This is a genomic window from Clostridium niameyense (assembly GCF_001243045.1).
GTDB lineage: Bacteria > Bacillota > Clostridia > Clostridiales > Clostridiaceae > Clostridium_F > Clostridium_F niameyense.
The window spans coordinates 1,858,212-1,874,998 of sequence record NZ_LN849007.1; the positions used below are offsets into that span (position 1 = coordinate 1,858,212).

The 16,787-nt window shown below is 26.1% G+C and carries 21 protein-coding genes and 1 riboswitch; of the genes, 2 read left to right on the plus strand and 19 right to left on the minus strand.

Annotated features, from left to right (window positions below):
- Positions 1-4: 4 nt before the first annotated feature.
- The 13 genes from BN1711_RS09755 to BN1711_RS09815 form a co-directional block, all read right to left on the minus strand.
- Complete coding sequence (locus BN1711_RS09755; protein ID WP_050607965.1) at positions 5-1,495, minus strand: cobyric acid synthase; 1,491 nt, start codon at positions 1,493-1,495, stop codon at positions 5-7.
- Positions 1,496-1,642: 147 nt separating this feature from the next.
- Positions 1,643-1,820, minus strand: a riboswitch (cobalamin riboswitch).
- 57 nt (positions 1,821-1,877) lie between these two features.
- Entirely contained in the window at positions 1,878-2,360 is a 483-nt protein-coding gene (locus tag BN1711_RS09760) for a CPBP family intramembrane glutamic endopeptidase (RefSeq protein WP_129582157.1), read from the minus strand.
- Between the two features lie 29 nt (positions 2,361-2,389).
- Complete coding sequence (gene cobU / locus BN1711_RS09765) at positions 2,390-2,947, minus strand: bifunctional adenosylcobinamide kinase/adenosylcobinamide-phosphate guanylyltransferase (RefSeq protein ID WP_050607967.1); 558 nt, start codon at positions 2,945-2,947, stop codon at positions 2,390-2,392.
- Between the two features lie 22 nt (positions 2,948-2,969).
- Positions 2,970-4,457 (minus strand): S24 family peptidase, encoded by a 1,488-nt coding sequence (locus BN1711_RS09770; RefSeq protein WP_050607968.1) that lies wholly within the window; start codon positions 4,455-4,457, stop codon positions 2,970-2,972.
- A gap of 144 nt (positions 4,458-4,601) precedes the next feature.
- Positions 4,602-5,261 (minus strand): ABC-2 transporter permease, encoded by a 660-nt coding sequence (locus tag BN1711_RS09775; RefSeq protein ID WP_050607969.1) that lies wholly within the window; start codon positions 5,259-5,261, stop codon positions 4,602-4,604.
- Positions 5,262-5,273: 12 nt separating this feature from the next.
- Positions 5,274-5,897 carry an ABC-2 transporter permease gene (locus tag BN1711_RS09780; RefSeq protein WP_050607970.1) on the minus strand — a complete coding sequence of 208 codons (624 nt, stop codon included), beginning with the start codon at positions 5,895-5,897 and terminating at the stop codon, positions 5,274-5,276.
- A 13-nt stretch (positions 5,898-5,910) separates the two neighbouring features.
- Positions 5,911-6,534 carry an ABC-2 transporter permease gene (locus BN1711_RS09785; RefSeq protein WP_050607971.1) on the minus strand — a complete coding sequence of 208 codons (624 nt, stop codon included), beginning with the start codon at positions 6,532-6,534 and terminating at the stop codon, positions 5,911-5,913.
- Positions 6,527-7,393 (minus strand): ABC transporter ATP-binding protein, encoded by an 867-nt coding sequence (locus BN1711_RS09790; protein WP_050607972.1) that lies wholly within the window; start codon positions 7,391-7,393, stop codon positions 6,527-6,529. Before BN1711_RS09790 ends, BN1711_RS09785 begins: the two co-directional genes overlap by 8 nt.
- A 17-nt stretch (positions 7,394-7,410) precedes the next feature.
- A complete protein-coding gene (locus tag BN1711_RS09795) occupies positions 7,411-7,785 on the minus strand; it encodes a GntR family transcriptional regulator (protein ID WP_050607973.1) in 375 nt (124 codons plus the stop codon).
- Between the two features lie 139 nt (positions 7,786-7,924).
- Positions 7,925-8,263 (minus strand): YqfO family protein, encoded by a 339-nt coding sequence (locus tag BN1711_RS09800; protein WP_050607974.1) that lies wholly within the window; start codon positions 8,261-8,263, stop codon positions 7,925-7,927.
- A gap of 120 nt (positions 8,264-8,383) precedes the next feature.
- A complete protein-coding gene (locus tag BN1711_RS09805) occupies positions 8,384-9,505 on the minus strand; it encodes a DegT/DnrJ/EryC1/StrS family aminotransferase (protein WP_050607975.1) in 1,122 nt (373 codons plus the stop codon).
- A gap of 23 nt (positions 9,506-9,528) precedes the next feature.
- Positions 9,529-10,704, minus strand: a complete 1,176-nt coding sequence (locus BN1711_RS09810) for a DegT/DnrJ/EryC1/StrS family aminotransferase (protein WP_082174106.1) — start codon at positions 10,702-10,704, stop codon at positions 9,529-9,531.
- A gap of 25 nt (positions 10,705-10,729) precedes the next feature.
- Positions 10,730-11,929 carry a MerR family transcriptional regulator gene (locus tag BN1711_RS09815; protein WP_050607976.1) on the minus strand — a complete coding sequence of 400 codons (1,200 nt, stop codon included), beginning with the start codon at positions 11,927-11,929 and terminating at the stop codon, positions 10,730-10,732.
- A gap of 331 nt (positions 11,930-12,260) precedes the next feature.
- On the opposite strand from BN1711_RS09815, the gene BN1711_RS09820 reads away from it, so the two are divergent.
- Complete coding sequence (locus BN1711_RS09820) at positions 12,261-12,701, plus strand: LytTR family DNA-binding domain-containing protein (protein WP_050607977.1); 441 nt, start codon at positions 12,261-12,263, stop codon at positions 12,699-12,701.
- A 10-nt stretch (positions 12,702-12,711) separates the two neighbouring features.
- Entirely contained in the window at positions 12,712-13,170 is a 459-nt protein-coding gene (locus tag BN1711_RS09825; RefSeq protein WP_050607978.1) for a DUF3021 domain-containing protein, read from the plus strand.
- A 145-nt stretch (positions 13,171-13,315) separates the two neighbouring features.
- Here the strand turns inward: BN1711_RS09825 and folK are convergent, their stop codons facing one another.
- The 6 genes from folK to BN1711_RS09855 all read right to left on the minus strand — a co-directional run bounded on the left by folK (position 13,316) and on the right by BN1711_RS09855 (position 16,721).
- Complete coding sequence (folK, locus tag BN1711_RS09830; protein WP_050607979.1) at positions 13,316-13,771, minus strand: 2-amino-4-hydroxy-6-hydroxymethyldihydropteridine diphosphokinase; 456 nt, start codon at positions 13,769-13,771, stop codon at positions 13,316-13,318.
- A complete protein-coding gene (folP, locus tag BN1711_RS09835) occupies positions 13,762-14,961 on the minus strand; it encodes a dihydropteroate synthase (protein WP_050607980.1) in 1,200 nt (399 codons plus the stop codon). The genes folK and folP overlap by 10 nt, the downstream gene beginning before the upstream one ends.
- The gene (gene folE2, locus BN1711_RS09840) at positions 14,955-15,719 is read right to left on the minus strand and encodes a GTP cyclohydrolase FolE2 (protein ID WP_050607981.1); all 765 of its coding nucleotides are present in this window, start codon (positions 15,717-15,719) and stop codon (positions 14,955-14,957) included. The genes folP and folE2 overlap by 7 nt, the downstream gene beginning before the upstream one ends.
- Entirely contained in the window at positions 15,720-16,079 is a 360-nt protein-coding gene (gene queD, locus BN1711_RS09845) for a 6-carboxytetrahydropterin synthase QueD (protein ID WP_050607982.1), read from the minus strand.
- Positions 16,080-16,275: 196 nt separating this feature from the next.
- Positions 16,276-16,521: a spore coat protein gene (locus BN1711_RS09850; RefSeq protein WP_050607983.1), complete on the minus strand. Its 246-nt coding sequence runs from the start codon at positions 16,519-16,521 to the stop codon at positions 16,276-16,278.
- A gap of 17 nt (positions 16,522-16,538) precedes the next feature.
- Positions 16,539-16,721: a hypothetical protein gene (locus BN1711_RS09855; protein WP_082174107.1), complete on the minus strand. Its 183-nt coding sequence runs from the start codon at positions 16,719-16,721 to the stop codon at positions 16,539-16,541.
- Positions 16,722-16,787 lie beyond the last annotated feature (66 nt).

The window sequence follows — 16,787 nt, forward strand, 5'->3', positions numbered from 1 at the left end:
AAACTTATCTTTCTATTCCCATAATAGAGTAAATCTTATTCATATCTAAGCTACTTCTAACTAAACTTGCTAATTTATCAATTTCCTTTTCACGAATATTTTCATAAATCTTAGACTTCTTTTTACTTATTCCTTTTTTAACTCTTAGTTCATTTATTATTTTTTCTCTAAAATATATTGAATCAAAAATTCCATGAATATAAGTTCCAATTACATTACCTTCTTCATTTATAGCACCATCAAAATATTCATTTTTATGTCCACTTTTATTGAAAATCTTAAATAAAGGCTTTGTATCCTTTCCATATTTACTTATACCCATATGGATTTCATAACCATAAATCCTATTTCCATCATTTATATCATCATATAAATACTGCCCACTTACTCTAGTTGTGACCTTTTCCTTTTCAAAAGTAGTTTCCATATCTAAAATTCCAAGTCCATTAATATATTCTAAATCTGTTTCTACTTTAAAAGGGTCCTTAATAATTTTTCCAAGCATTTGATAACCACCACATATACCTATTATTTTTCCAGTTTTACTATATTGTTTTATTAAATTCTCCAGTCCACTCTGTCTTAAATATAAAAGATCCTCTAATGTATTTTTAGTCCCAGGTATAATAAGTAAATCTGGGTGACCAAACTCTTCTTTTGAAGTTATAAATCTTAAAGATATATCTTCTTCAATTTTTAATGCATCTAAATCCGTAAAATTTGATATATGAGGTAGTTTTATTACAGCTATATCAATATCGGCATAAACTTTTTTATTAAACTCCACTGCTCCATCTTCATCCTCTAAATTTAAATTCATATAAGGCACTACCCCTAAACAAGGAATGTTTACTATATCATAGAGCATATCTAAACCAGGATCTAATATTTTTACATCTCCTCTAAATTTATTTATTATGGTACCTTTTACTCTCTTTTTTTCATCATCTTTTAATAAAAGCATAGTACCTGCAATAGATGCAAAAACTCCACCCTTATCTATATCTCCAACTAACAATACTGGAGAATCTACAAGTTCTGCAAGTCCCATGTTAACTATGTCCTTATCTCTTAAGTTAATTTCCGCTGGACTTCCTGCTCCCTCTATAACTACTACATCAAATTTTTCTTCTAATTTTGTAAAATGTTCTTTAATCATAGCTTTAAATTTAGGCTTTAAATTGTGATATTCCATGGCAGTCTGATTTCCATAAACCTTACCATTTACAATAATTTGAGATTTTTTATCTCCAGTAGGCTTTAATAAAATAGGATTCATATAAACTTCAGGCTCTAATCCTGAAGCATAGGCTTGTAGCGCTTGAGCTCTTCCCATTTCCTTACCATCTAAAGTTATATATGAATTTAAGGACATATTTTGAGATTTAAAAGGACAGACTCTATAACCGTCCTGTTTAAATATTCTACAAAGTGCTGCTACTAATAGACTTTTTCCAACAGAAGATGCTGTACCTTGAACCATTATTTTAGCCATTTTATCTCTCCATTTACAAATTATATATTTTTATAAAAAATAAAATCGGTGGTAAACTATGAAGTTTCCACCGATGCATAACAAAAAAACTGGTGTAATATAACCAGGTATATTCTCTAACACAAGTTTTTCTTTCCCTCCGAAAGTTTACCTTTTAAAACTTAGGCAGGTCTCCTGGCTTATGAATCATCCGTACCTTTTCCTTCCTCTTATAAAAGAGTGGTTTTTAAAAGGTTTGTTATCACTTACAGTAGCGGGGGCTGCTGCGGATTTAAACCGCATTCCCTTTTCACTTTATAAAAGCACCTAAATTTTTTCCTATTAAATTATCATATCTAAAAGATTATAACAAATATAGTCCTCTGTCAATATTTATAATTATTTAAAACAGATGTGAAATCACAAAAACTATAGAATTCCTTAAACTATGAATTATAACAACAACCCAAAATGGATGAAGTTTTTTATCCTCATAAACAATATAAGAATATGCAAGTAGTACACCTATTAAAGTTGTATGTATTACATAAAGAATATTATAAAAATGTGATACTCCGAATATTAAAGCTGATATAAAAATCACTGCTAAATCATTATTTTTTGCTCTTTTTCTTAAAAGCTTTATAATTCCATATTGAAACACTAAGGTTTCCAGCAATGGTGCTATTATACCAACAGCTACTAGCTCCACTATATATGGGGCCTTGGATATACTTAATTGAGTTTGTGAATTCTCAATATTTAAAATTTGTACTATACTACCAAAAATAGCTGAAATAATGAAAGTCGCAATTGTAATAATTATAATAAATTTTATAGTAGATAATTTTCTTAAAAAATTATCTAGTGGTTTTAAAAATTTCATAACTCCCCCTATAATTATACTATAATTTTTTATTTTATTTTTAATGGTATGCCACAAGTAACTAAATAAACCTCATCACTTATGGATGCTATAAATTTATTTATACTTCCTGCAAAATCCCTGAATATTCTTCCAAGTTTATAAGCTGGCACTATACTATACCCTACCTCATTAGTAACCATAATTAGTTGCTTTTTATTTTCTATTGCAGCATATATTAATTTTTCAAATTCTTTTTTTATTCTATTTAATAACTCTTCTAACTCATCTGAACTTATTTTATGGTAATCTATATTCTCTTGGAACATTAAATTTGTTATCATTACTGTTACACAATCAAGTAATATATATTTCTCACTTCTTTTATATAATACTTTATCTAAATTATAGGACCCCTCATAAGTATTCCAAGCCTTCGGTCTTCTTTCCCTATGTTTTTCTATTCTATTTTTCATTTCATCATCTGTAATATTTGCTGTAGCTATATACAAAACTTCTTTTTCATCTTTAAGTAAACTTTCAGCAAATTCACTTTTACCGCTTCTAGCACCACCTGTTATAAGTATTATTTTACTTTCATGCCCCATAAATTATCTCCACCTTAAATAATTATTTTCCCTTTATAATTCCTACAGCTATTCCCATAATATTTGCTCCTTCTTCTACTATAGGTATAGCATCATACTTATCATTTTCTGGCATAAGTAAAATTTTAGATTTATTTATTGAGAGTCTTTTAAGAGTTGCATCTCCAAATAAATTTACTGCTACTATATCTCCATTTTGTGCCATTTGTTCTCTTTTTATAACCACATAATCCCCATTTTCTATATTAGCACCTATCATACTATCTCCCTTTACTTTTAATATAAAACAATCCTTCATACCTTTAATCCAATACTTAGGTATATAAAAATTATCTTCTACATAAGGGTTCATTAAAATAGGTTGTCCTGCAGCTATATCATTAAATACTGGAAGTGATACTAAATCACGCTCTTTATATTCATCAACGTACCCCTCTTGTTTTACTGAAATTTCCTTATTATTATCCATATCCTTATAAAATTTATAATCCCTTTTATGTTTTATATCTATATAATGGAACTTATTCTCAGCAGTATAGGATAACCTCTTTAAGTTCAATTCATTATCTATATTCACTTTAGAAGAAACATTAAACTTTTTACTAAAATTAAATCTTTTGAAATCAAAACCTAAATTTAAATCACTTAATTTGCGTTTTGATATTATCCAACCATTATACTGTGGATTTTCTTCCTTATCTGCTACAAAAAATATACTGGAATGTTCAGTATATTTTCTTAATGCTTGTACAAACTTCAGTTCTGATTTAGTAAAAATTTCTGTTTCATCTACTATTATATGAGAAAATTTATACCTTTCTTTTAGAACTTCACATAAGGCCATATTTATTTTATTATTATAATCTATTAATTTTTTTTCTTTTAATTTATTATTATAAAAAGTCATTACATGAAATATGGCTTCTCTCATCCTTGAACTTTTTATAACTCTTTGAGGTCCTTGTCCTTTTTCCACCTTACGTCCTATTCTATCTGCATTTTTATAGTCTTCATAATTAAAATACATACAATCTTTAATCCAATTTATTTCTTCTAAAAAAAACTTTTTATATTTTGTATTTACATATTTTAATGTTTTATATTTAGGTTCTATAAAATTTATTCCTTCTTCTATTATTTCTACCTTTTCTGTTTCACTTATTAGATTATAATTTATTTTATTTGCATCTACATATTTTAAAAAATATTTATTTATAATTTTATCTATAGTATTAAAACATACTTTATCTTCTATGTAATAAAATAAAGTTCTATATTGAATTTCTTCATTTTGTGCTTTATCATATATTTTTTTAATTTTTTCTAAATTTCTCTTACCCTTTGATGTAATTAATATTTTATCCTTTTCATACATACAATATTGATTTTTAAGATATAGTCCTCTATATATAGCTGTGGTAGTTTTTCCGGTATCTATAGCACCTCTTAATAATGAATACCCTAAGTATTTATTTTTAACTATTTTATTTTGCCTTTTTTCTAAATTCACGTTTCCACCACCTATAATATAAAATTATTAACATTATTTTATATTATAACTCATATTTACATAATTGTGATGTTCTCTTTACATACTTCCCTATAAAATAAAAAACTAATCTTGAAAATCCCTTCAAAATTAGTCTGAAATATTCTAAAAATCTTTATTTATATAAATTTTTACAGATATAAAATAAGATATTATATAAATTAATATAGTTATAATTGCAATAAAAAATAAAATTCCATTAACGTTATCTATTTTTATTATAAAACTTATTATATTTTTTCCTATAATAGTTTTGGGTATTTTGTCCATTATTTGAGGTAGTAAAATCATTAGTATATACATAATAACATTTACTTTATTTGTTTTTTCTAGATTTTTAGTTGAAAATGGTATGTATATAGAAAAATATATAAAACTAATTAATAAGCTCATTAGTAAAATTCTAAAATCGGCTATAGTTCCACCATCAATTGATAATAATTTTAGTAAGATCGTTTCTAGAACAGCAAGAACAGAAAAAAATAAATTATATATAATAAGAGTAATATATTTCAACAAAATAATATGCTTTCTTGATATAGGAAAACTATTTATTATCATTGTTTCCCACTTATTTTTATATGTTTCCATAGATACAAAACAAAAATAACTCATAAATATTACTGAATATAAGTAAACATATACATTATTATAATCTCCTAAGGTTACTTTATATATAATAAAATTTATTACTAAAAAAATTGGAACTACATATAACATAGATCTTTTTATAATTCTTAAATCCTTCATTATTAAATTAAACATTTTATCCCACCTTTATAAATCCCTAATTGGGTATAGAATTAAAGATACTGATATAGAAATTATAAGTATTATAACTACTAACAAAATAAATAAATAATTATTAAACAAATTCATTATATATGAAATAGATAGGTGTGAGGATTTAGATAAAAATCCAAAACAACTTCCACATATTCCTGGATAAAGTATCATACTGGTTATTTGTGATACTTTTGAATTTGCTGAAAAATACACTAAATAATTTATAGAATTAATGAAGGTAATAAAAACTATTATGCTTATGGCTCCCTTAAAACTTAAAGGATTATATCCAAATCCTTTTAATATATAAGATAATGGTTGGCATAATATGGTGAAAATAAAAATCATTAAAACTCTATTTAAATACTTAGAAATAACAACTTCATGTCTATTTACAGGTAATGAATTTATAATATAACTTCCTTTATAATTATTATCCATAGCATCTGATGTATAACTAAACATATATACTAAACTAAAAATAATATAAAAATATAAACCCTCTGTTGTAAGTTTATTTCCTAAAAATATTAATACTAAAACTATAGCCCATATGCTTTTTAAGCCACTTTTGCCCTGTAAAAACTCTTTTTTTAATAAATTTAAATTAAACATATAACCTCTCCTCTTATAAATCCTTTTTTTCGTAAACATTTAAGGACACAATAACAGAAATTAAACATATTAATACTACAATTAAAATTCTTAAATTACTATTAAGTATTTCAATAATAAAGTTTAGTTTTCCAGAAAGTCTCGTTGTAAATATCATAAAACTCCCAATACACATTAATGTATAAACTAATAATCTAATTATTTGAGATATTTTATTATTAAAGCAAAAATATAGTACGTAACTAAAAGTATTATATAGTGTAATACCTAATATTATATTTAATGCTACTTTAAAATCTAAAGGCTTTATGCCAAAAGGATTTATTGCATGAGTTATTACCTTTAAAATTATTGTAGCAATAATAGTATAAATTAATGATGATAGATATTTTGAAATAACAACTTCACGCCTAGTAACAGGAAGAGAATTTATAATATATGATCCTTTTTTTTGCCCATCCATAATATCTATAGAAGCAGTTATAGTATATATAGCTGGTAAAATAATAAAGAAATATAATCCATCTAAATTAAAGTTTCTTCCTAAAAAAACATATAATAAAGTAAGTAAAAATGCATGTTTAACATAAACTTTGGCTTGTAGTAATTCTTTTTTTAATAAATTTATGTTAAACATCCCTATCACCTTTTACAGTAAATAACATTATATCTTCCAATGTAGGCTTTTCTATAACAACATTATTCTTATACTTTTTTTCTATAAAACCCCTTTTCTCTGTTAATGCCTCAAATCCAAATTTGTTTTTTCTTATAGCTACAAAATCCTTTTTGTTCTCTAAATTTAAAATATCATTTCCTCCTTTTATTAAGGCATACGACTCCATTATTTCATCCTTTTCTTTAGAAAAAACAATTTCTCCGTTATTAATAAAAGTTATATAGTCCGCAACTTTTTCTAAATCTGTAGTTATATGTGTAGAAAAAAATATACTTTTATCTTCATTTTGTATTATTTCATAAAGTATATCCAATATTTCCCTCCTGAATATAGGATCTAAACCTGCAGTAGGCTCGTCCATTATTATAAATTCTGCATTATGACTTAAAGCCACCGCTAATGCAAACTTTGTTTTCATTCCTTTAGATAATGTTTTTATTTTAGATTTAGTATCTAATCCAAATTGATTTAAATATTTATTAAATGTTTCATCACTCCATTGAGAGTAAAAAGGCTTTATTATTTTTATTACCTCTCGTATTTTTAAATCCTCATAATAATAATTTTCATCATATACAAAACCAATTCTATCTTTTATTTCTTTTTCACATTTAATATTATCCATTCCAAAAACTTTAATTTCACCACTATTTTTCTTTATAAGATTCATTATAAGTTTTATAGTAGTACTTTTTCCTGAACCATTTGGTCCTATAAATCCCATTATATAGCCCTTGGGAACATTGAACCTTATATCCTTCAAAGTAAAATTTTTATACTCTTTTCTTAAATCTTTAATTTCTAAAATGTTTTCCATAAAAAATCCCCCTAAAATTAACATTCTTCATATAAAATGGTAAGCATTTGTATAAGTTCTTCTAAGGATACCTCCATCATTTTGCTGTCCTTTATTATTTCACACAACTTATCTTCCATAATTTTCATTTTCTTTTCTCTCATAAGTTCTCTATTTTGAGGAGCTATAAAACTACCTTTTCCAGGAACTGTTTGTATAAATCCTTCCCTCTCTAATTCCTCGTAAGCTCTTTTAGTAGTTATGACACTAATACTAAGTTCTTTTGCCAAATTTCTTATAGAAGGTAATGCTTCTCCTTCTTCCACATTTCCTTTTATTATATTTTCTTTTATTTGATCTACTATCTGCTGATAAATGGCTTTACCTGCAGAATTGGATACAATTATATTCATAGACATTCTCCTTTTAACAGTGTCTTCTTGTACATACCATATATACTGTATATATATATTATATACAGTACATATATAGAAATCAATACCCTATTATGAAAAAGTACATATTACTCACTTAATAATATGTACAACAACTTTATATAAATTTCTTATAATCTAAAATCGGAATTATATTTATAACAGGTTCCTCATAGGGATGGATATTTTTTATGGTTTTTAATACTTCTTTAAGTAAAATTTTCTTACAACAAAACTCAGCTTTAACCTCTTCCTCTATAGAAAGCCTTCCAATACTTCCTTCAAAGGGATTTGCTCCATTTAAAGGTCTCCATGAACCTTTCACTTTTGTAATAGTCATACAACTGTCATAATTTCCACCTATAGTTAATGCACCTATAGAATTTAAATTTTCCCTAAGAACCTTTAAATATTCTTCAGGTATAAATGTTTCTATTTTAAATATATCAAATTCCATGAAAATCTCTCCTTATTACATAAAAAAATTATATATTTATTATAGCAAAGTATTAAGAATTCAAAAAAATATCTAGAAGGTACTATAAATTCCATTCTAGATATTTTAGATTATTTTTATTTATTTTTCATAAAACTTCTTAATTGTTTCACAAACAAAATCTACTTCTTCTTCTTTTAGTTCAGGATATATTGGCAATGCTAATATTTCTTTTGAAATTTTTTCAGCTACTGGGAAATCCCCTTTTTTATATCCTAAGTAACTAAAACATTTTTGAAGATGTAGCGGTATAGGATAATAAATGCTATTTCCTATTTCATGTTCTTTTAAATAAGCTACTAGCTCATCTCTTCTTTCTGCTAATATATTAAATACATAATATACTGGTTTTTGATCTCCTTTTATTTTAGGAAATCTTATATTCTTACAATCTTTAAGTCTTTCCATATACATATTGGCTAACTTTTCTCTATTTTTAATAGCTTCATCTATATATTTTAACTTTACAGAAAGTACTGATGCTTGCATTGCATCTAATCTTGAATTATATCCTATGTAATCATAATGATATTTCTTAGATGCTCCATGTACTCTAAACATTTTAGCTTTTTCTGCTAGTTCATCATTATTAGTAACGATCATGCCACCATCACCATATCCACCTAAAGTTTTAGTTGGGAAAAATGAGAATATACCAAAGTCACCAATAGTACCTGCATGTCTATATGTTTCTCCATTACCTTTCCATCTCATTCCAAAGGCTTCTGCAGCATCTTCTAAAACTCTTAAATCATGCTTGTTAGCTATTTCCATTATTTTATCCATGTTATTCATTTGAGAGAATAAATGAATAGGTAATATACCTACTGTATTAGAATTTATTTTTGACTCTACTTGATTTAAATTCATTTCAAATGTTTCTTCATCAATATCTACAAATACAGGTTTTGCTCTGTGCTTTGCAATACAAGAAGTTGAAGCTAGAAATGTAAATGGAGAAGTAATAACTTCCTTTCCATCTTCAAAACCTAAAATATGAGATGCTATTACCAAGGCATCTGTACCTGATGCTACTCCTATAGCATGCTTTGCTCCTGTATATTTTTTTATTTCTTCTTCAAAATTCTTTACTGTTGGTCCTAATATAAAACTTCCACTATCTATTACATCAAATATAGCTTTATCAAATTCAGCTTTTTTTTCTGAATACTCTCTTTGAGACGTATAAAAATTAACTTTCATGTTTAAATCTCTCCTTTTAAAATCTATTTAATTACTTTTTCTACTGCTTTTACAAGTTCTTTAGCTACATATTCTGTATCTTCTAATGTTAATGTAGAATACACTGGTAGAGATATTTCATTACAGAATTGAGCATAAGCGTTTGGATAATCTTCTATTTTATATCCTAAATTTTTGTATAATGTAAACATTGGAAGTGGCTTAAAATGTACATTTGTTGCTATGTCTTTTTCAGCCAATATTTTTATAACTTCACTTCTTTGTTTTTCATTAAATCCTTTTATTCTTAAAGGATATAAATGATAAGAAGTTTCTCTGATTTCATCTTTTTTAAATGGTATTATAGCCCAATCTTTTTCAGCTAATACTTTTGTATAAGTATCAAATATAGCTTCACGTTTTCTTAACATATCTTCATACCTTGTAAGTTGAACAAGCCCTATAGCCGCTCCCATATCTGTCATATTACATTTATGGCCATCTGTTACTATATCATACTCCCACGCCCCTGCTTTCATTTTAGATAAAGCATCTTTTGATTGACCGTGTAAAGATTCTAATTTGAAATCCTTTAATAGATCTTCTCTTCCTTTAAAATTGTTATTATCAAAAGTTATTCCCCCACCTTCTGCTGTTGTAAGATTTTTTACTGCATGAAAAGAAAATACATGGAAATCCATTTGACCTCCTACTTTTTTTCCTTTATATATGGCACCTAATGAATGTGCAGAATCTGAAACTAAAACTATATCTTCACGACCTTTTTCCTTTAATATTTCTCTTATTGCGTCATAATCTACGGGAACACCTGCAAAGTCTACAGTATATATAGCCTTAGTTTTTGGAGTTATAGCATCTTTTAATTTATCTATATCTATTAAAAAAGTATCCTTTTTAACATCTACATAAGTTGGTTTTATACCTCTATGTATTAGCACGCTAGAAGTAGCAGTATAAGTATAAGGAGTAGTTATAACTTCATCTCCTTCTTTTATATCTAAAGTCTTTAGTATAAGTTCTAATCCGGCTGTAGCACTAGATAGAGCAATAGCCTTATTTGAATCACAGTATTTAGCTAAATTTTCTTCGAATTCTTTAGTTTTAGGGCCTGAAGTTATCCAACCAGATTTTAAAACCTCCACTACTGCATTTATTTCATCTTGTGTTATATCTGGTGGTGAAAATGGTATTTTTTTCATAATAATCCTTCCCTTCATAAATTCATTATTTTATACTTTTAAAATATCCTGTATCTTTTGTTATATATATATTTCCCTTTTTTCTTATTTCATTTTCCAAATAATCATAAATATTTTTTAAATCTTTTGAAGATAAACTTATCTTGTTATTTCCCGGCATAGAAAATATATAATCTAGTATATATACAGGATCTGTTACCATTAAATTATCTTCATATCGTTTTGTGTAAACTTTTTTAAAGTAGTTAGATATTACATCTAAACCGTTTTCCAATTGAAAACTATCTGTACTTTCCCAACTTTTACTAGTTAAATTATATATATTAAATTTAGATATAATTTCTCTTATTTCCTTCATATGATTTTTTCCTACAGTAGATGAAAAAAAAGTACCTTTAGGCTTTAATACTCTTTTTATTTCATCTAAAGCTTTATCTATATTGTCTACATGATAAAGCATATGATTTGCAATAACCACATGAAAACTCTCATCTTCAAAAGGAATACTTTGAGCATCTACAATTTTAAATTTAAATCTATCCTTTTTATAACCTAAACTTTTTTTTGCATCTTTTAACATACCTTTAGAAAAATCCGTTAAAGTTATGTCCCAAGTTTCTGGAATCTTTTTAAAATTTTTATTCCATAAAGCAGCATCACCACAACCTAATTCTAATATTTTAACATTATCTTGTAGTTTAAGTTGCTTAAAAAACCACTGCATCCATCCTTCTTTATTAGTACTAAATAATTCATGTATTTTAATTCTTGCTCTTAAATTAGATGCATTTTCATATTGCTGTGCCCAGTTTTTATCAGAATTTATAGCACTAATTATATTAACAAACTTATACCAATCTAATTCCTTATCTAAATCTAACATATTAGCTGCCTCATCCAAAGCTTTTATAACAGATTGTATATGTTTTATTTTTTCTTTCATTATTTCCTTTTGAATTTCTAAAGATTTTTTTAAGTCCCTATGATTTAAATCATACTTCATTATATTAGCTATATCATCTAAAGAAAGTCCTATAAACTTTAAAGTTAATATTTTTTGCAACTTTCCAAAATCCTCTTTGCTATATAATCTATGGCCTGCATCATTATAAGAGGTAGGACTTAGTAAATCTATTTTATCATAATATCTTAAAGTTCTTAAGGTAACACCTGCCTTTTTAGCAAATTCACCTATAGTAAATAATTGTTCAGTGCTTTTTTCCATATAAACACCTCTATATAAATTATAAGAAATAAATATAATCCAATTAAAGTATTACCATTCATATCTTTAATTTATTATATACTATAATAACCCATAACGTAAGGTAAGGTGCAATACTTTTGTAAAAATTTTATTTTTAACTTTATTTTCTATAATTATCATACTATTTTATGTTAAGCTTTTAATATACATTCATTAATTAAATAAAACTCATATATTTTTATATAAAAATACCACTTATCTTCTATAAACAACCACCTATTTAAAATTAATATTCAAAATAAATAATTTTTCTTATAATATAGTTGCAATGAAAAACGGAGGTGACATAATGCAGGTTGAAATAAAAATAGAAGAAAATTGTCAAGATCCAAAAATAATAATACTCACTAATAAAATTACAGAAGAAGTAAATGAAATCATAAAAAAGCTTTCATATACTAAGCCAGAGACAATAGCTGGTTTTAAAGGAGATACTCTGCAGATAATTAACCCAGATGATATTATTAGAATTTTCACTTCAAATCAAAAGGTATATGCTATAACAGACGAAGGGGAATTTATAGTTAAACTAAGACTTTACGAATTTGAGGAAAGATTAGACAAAAGTACTTTTGTAAGAATCTCTAATTCAGAGATAATTAATTTAAAAAAGGTTAAAAATATGGATCTTAGTTTTAGTGGGACTATTTGTGTAAAATTATCTGGTAACATTACAACCTATGTTTCTCGGCGTTATGTCTCCAAAATCAAAAAAACATTAGGAATTTGAGGTGGTTTATATGAAGAAGAAAATAATTTATAGAGGATTTTTAGGATTCCCTTTGGGGACTTTTATAAGCTATACTATCACAATTATTATTTCATTAATTTTTGCTAATGGTTATTATTCTCCAGCAGTTCCTATTTTAATTAAACAATGTGGAAATGAAATTAATGCGGTTATTATCCAATTTGTTTTATCAGGTATTTTCGGTAGCATTTGTTGTTCTAGCTCAGTGGTATGGGAACGCGACGACTGGAGCATTTTAAAGCAATCCTTTATTCACTTTATTATTATATCTTTTACATTATTCCCTATAGCTTACTTAACTCATTGGATGGAACGTTCTATTATAGGGACTATAACTTATTTTGCTATATTTATTTTCATATATATTGTAATTTGGATAATTGAATATAGTATATGGAAACATAGAGTTAATCAAATAAATAAAAAAATACAAAATAAAAATAAATAAAATATACCTTTTATTATATTATTATAAAACTAAAAGGACTTCTCCCAATACACAAAATGTAATGTGAGAGTCCCTTATATATTTTTCAACAGAACTTTATAAAAAAATTTAATCATTTATAGTGTATTTTAATATAATATCTACTTTAAACTAACAATTCATATAATTCCTTCATAGATTTTTTAAAAACTGGATGACATAACTCTGAATCTATATCACATAAGGGTTTTAAAACAAATTTTCTATTTTGCATATCTGGATGAGGAACTTTTAAATTTTCTTCATTTATTATTAAATCATCATAGAAAATTATATCTAAATCTATGGTTCTTGGACCCCATTTTCTTTTTCTTACCCTCTTTAATTCTTTTTCTATAGCTAAAAGTTCTTGTAATAACTCGTTAGGATCTAAGGTAGTTTCTACCTTTAATACTCCATTTAAGAATCTATCTTGATCTAATACTCCATAAGGTTCAGTCTCATATATAGATGAAATCTTAATAATGTTTATTTTTTTCTCTCTTATTTTATCTAAAGCTTTTTTTATATTATCTCTTTTATCTCCCATATTACTACCAAAGGCTATATAAGCTATATGCATCTTACTGCCTCTAACATTCTTATAGCCTTTATATTCTCTTGCACATCATGAACTCTAATCATTTGTAATCCTTCCTCTACTGCTAAACAAGATAAGGCTATAGTACCTTCCAATCTTTCCTCTGTAGGTATATCCCCTAAAACTTTACCTATAGTAGATTTTCTTGATGCAGCCAACAGTACTGGGAGATTAAAACTTTTCAGTTCTGAAATTCTATTCATAAGCTTTAAATTATGTTCTAATGTTTTTCCAAAACCTATACCTGGATCTAATATAATCTTATCTTCTGATATTCCATTAGATTTTGCATACTCTAATCTTTCATTAAAATATTCCAAAACCTCTTTCATTAAATCATTATAAGTAGGATTTACTTGCATATCCTTAGGTTTTCCTTTTGTATGCATAAGTATTATTGGTACATTATATTCTTTAACTATATTAGCCATATTAGAATCAAACTTCATTGCACTTATATCATTTACAATATCTGCTCCTGCTTTTATAGCCTCTCTTGCTGTATTAGCTCTGTAAGTATCTATTGATATTATGCAATCTTTAAATTTTTCTTTTATTGCCTTTATAACCGGTACTACTCTTCTTATTTCCTCATCTTCACTTACAGGATTTGAACCTGGTTTTGTAGATTCTCCTCCTATATCTAAAATATCCGCTCCCTGATTTAACATTTTTTCCGCTGTTTTTAAAGTTTCTTCCATTGTTTGTTTTCGAGAACCATCATAAAAAGAATCTGGAGTGCAGTTTATAATACCCATTACCTTCATTTTTTCATAATTTATTATTCTTCCATCACATAGCACTGTTCTTAACTCTTTATTTTTATTAATAAAATAATCTTCTAACTCTTCTATTATTTTAGGAATCTTAAAAAAGGTCATATTTCTAATTTTCTCTATTAGTTTTCTATATTGTCTACAAGTTCCTAAAAGAATTATATCTGAAGTTTCTACCTTACAATCTATACAATGTTTATTTACGGCGCAATCTCCTCCAAGGGCTATTAGTTCCTGTTTTATTATGTTAGCTGCTGGTGATTGTACATCAAATATTTTTAAAGGTATAATATTATTTTTGTTTAAAAATATATTTACACTAGCACTATGTACTCCTATTTTATGAAATTCTTCAGGAAAACTTTTTTCATTTAACTTAATAATCAAATTTACCATCCTTTCTCAACTGTAGCAAAAGCATTATGATTATGAATACTCTCCATACTTTCTACTAAAACTCTATAGGATTTTATCATTGCATTAGCTTCAAGCCTCAAAGCCACTTCCCTAGCTACATCTTCTACAAACCTAGGATTATCATAAGCTTTTTCCGTAACCCACTTTTCATCTACTCTTTTTAATACAGAATATACTGGAACACTGGCACTTTTTTCTGCTATTTCCACTAAATCATCTATCCATATTACTTTTGAAGCAATTACTTCTATAGTAACTATAGCTCTTTGATTATGAGCTCCTCTATCACTTATCTCCTTTGAACAGGGACATAGGGTTTGAACTGGTGTGGCAACTTTTAAAATAAGTTCAAATTCTTTATCTTTTATAGCTTTTAAAAAACATTCCACATTACTTAAAGAGCTAATATTACTTACGGGAGATTTTTTATTCATAAAATAAGTAAATTTCATGTTTAAAGTTGAAACCTTAGCTTCTAATTTTTCTTTAAGTTCATCTAATGTATTTTCTAAATTTTTATAGTTTACAGTTTCCAAGTTTTCTAGACATTGAATAAATCTACTCATATGAGTTCCTCTTATATCATGAGGTAAATCTACAGATACTGATAACTCTGCTACAGTATGTTGATGTCCATTATCCTTATTCTTAACTATAATCGGCCATTTTAAATTCTTTATTCCTACATTTTTTAATGGAATATTTCTTAAATCCTTTTGTTTTTGTATATCCTTCACCTACAAATCACCCCTATAAACAACAGAACTCGTAGCAGTCTCCCAAACTTCTATTTCATATAAACTACAATTATCCCTTTTTAGTTTTAAAAAAAGTTGTTTCCAAATCCATATGGCTATATTTTCTGCTGTAGGTTGCTTTATTATATCATTTATGTATGCATGATCTAACACATTTAATACATTTTCTTTCACGATCTTTTTAAGTTCGGTAAAATCCATTATCATATCTTCTTTATCTAATGTTCCTGAAAGCTTTACAACTAATTTATATGTATGACCATGAAGTTTCTCGCATTTTCCATGATAATGAATTAAATTATGAGCTGCATCAAATTTAAATTCTTTACTAAGTATCACTATAATCACTCCCCAAATTACTCCTAAAATTTATAAAAAATATTTAAAACCATGAAATTTTATTCTTCATTATATTTATAGTATATAATACATTCTTATAAATTTTAATACAATAAAATAATATATTTATACATAAAAAACACTAAGATTTTAAATTATCAAATCTTAGTGTTTTTATTAATAAAACTTTTTGTTCTTAACAGCTTAATTGACTTTTAACTTCTTGTATTTCCTGTGGTGTAGCTTGTGCTGCTGGTTTATAAAATCCTTTTTGTTCTGCTACTTTATAGAAATTATATTGGCTCATTTCATCTTTATTTCTTATTTGTTGTAATTCTTGTCTTAATTGTTGATTACTAGTTTCAGAAATAAAACCTGAATATTTAGTTAAACTGCTCTTTAACATTGAAAGTACATCATTCATCATATCTTTTTCTTGCATTACTATTCCTCCTTAAATTATCCTAAATAAGTCATTAATTTTTGTTTTGTATTATTAGCTTCATCAGCAGATTGTTGGAACATTTGCTTAATTTCAGGATCCTGACATTGTTGTGCATAACAACTTAATTTATTATGAGCAGTTTCGTGAGCACCTATTAAGTGTCTTAAATTTTGAAGTTCTAATTGAGTTAAATTCATTATAACTAACACCCCTTTTTCTTTAATACATTAATATTGTTACTTTTTTTCAACAAAAATATTCTT

Excerpts from the sequence above, each read along its gene's own strand:
- BN1711_RS09755 (WP_050607965.1), bottom strand. The coding sequence starts at position 1,495 with ATGGCTAAAATAATGGTTCAAGGTACAGCATCTTCTGTTGGAAAAAGT.
- BN1711_RS09760 (WP_129582157.1), bottom strand. The coding sequence starts at position 2,360 with ATGAAATTTTTAAAACCACTAGATAATTTTTTAAGAAAATTATCTACT.
- cobU (WP_050607967.1), bottom strand. The coding sequence starts at position 2,947 with ATGGGGCATGAAAGTAAAATAATACTTATAACAGGTGGTGCTAGAAGC.
- BN1711_RS09775 (WP_050607969.1), bottom strand. The coding sequence starts at position 5,261 with ATGTTTAATTTAATAATGAAGGATTTAAGAATTATAAAAAGATCTATG.
- BN1711_RS09780 (WP_050607970.1), bottom strand. The coding sequence starts at position 5,897 with ATGTTTAATTTAAATTTATTAAAAAAAGAGTTTTTACAGGGCAAAAGT.
- BN1711_RS09785 (WP_050607971.1), bottom strand. The coding sequence starts at position 6,534 with ATGTTTAACATAAATTTATTAAAAAAAGAATTACTACAAGCCAAAGTT.
- BN1711_RS09790 (WP_050607972.1), bottom strand. The coding sequence starts at position 7,393 with ATGGAAAACATTTTAGAAATTAAAGATTTAAGAAAAGAGTATAAAAAT.
- BN1711_RS09795 (WP_050607973.1), bottom strand. The coding sequence starts at position 7,785 with ATGAATATAATTGTATCCAATTCTGCAGGTAAAGCCATTTATCAGCAG.
- BN1711_RS09800 (WP_050607974.1), bottom strand. The coding sequence starts at position 8,263 with ATGGAATTTGATATATTTAAAATAGAAACATTTATACCTGAAGAATAT.
- BN1711_RS09805 (WP_050607975.1), bottom strand. The coding sequence starts at position 9,505 with ATGAAAGTTAATTTTTATACGTCTCAAAGAGAGTATTCAGAAAAAAAA.
- BN1711_RS09810 (WP_082174106.1), bottom strand. The coding sequence starts at position 10,704 with ATGAAAAAAATACCATTTTCACCACCAGATATAACACAAGATGAAATA.
- BN1711_RS09815 (WP_050607976.1), bottom strand. The coding sequence starts at position 11,929 with ATGGAAAAAAGCACTGAACAATTATTTACTATAGGTGAATTTGCTAAA.
- BN1711_RS09820 (WP_050607977.1), top strand. The coding sequence starts at position 12,261 with ATGCAGGTTGAAATAAAAATAGAAGAAAATTGTCAAGATCCAAAAATA.
- BN1711_RS09825 (WP_050607978.1), top strand. The coding sequence starts at position 12,712 with ATGAAGAAGAAAATAATTTATAGAGGATTTTTAGGATTCCCTTTGGGG.
- folK (WP_050607979.1), bottom strand. The coding sequence starts at position 13,771 with ATGCATATAGCTTATATAGCCTTTGGTAGTAATATGGGAGATAAAAGA.
- folP (WP_050607980.1), bottom strand. The coding sequence starts at position 14,961 with ATGGTAAATTTGATTATTAAGTTAAATGAAAAAAGTTTTCCTGAAGAA.
- BN1711_RS09850 (WP_050607983.1), bottom strand. The coding sequence starts at position 16,521 with ATGCAAGAAAAAGATATGATGAATGATGTACTTTCAATGTTAAAGAGC.
- BN1711_RS09855 (WP_082174107.1), bottom strand. The coding sequence starts at position 16,721 with ATGAATTTAACTCAATTAGAACTTCAAAATTTAAGACACTTAATAGGT.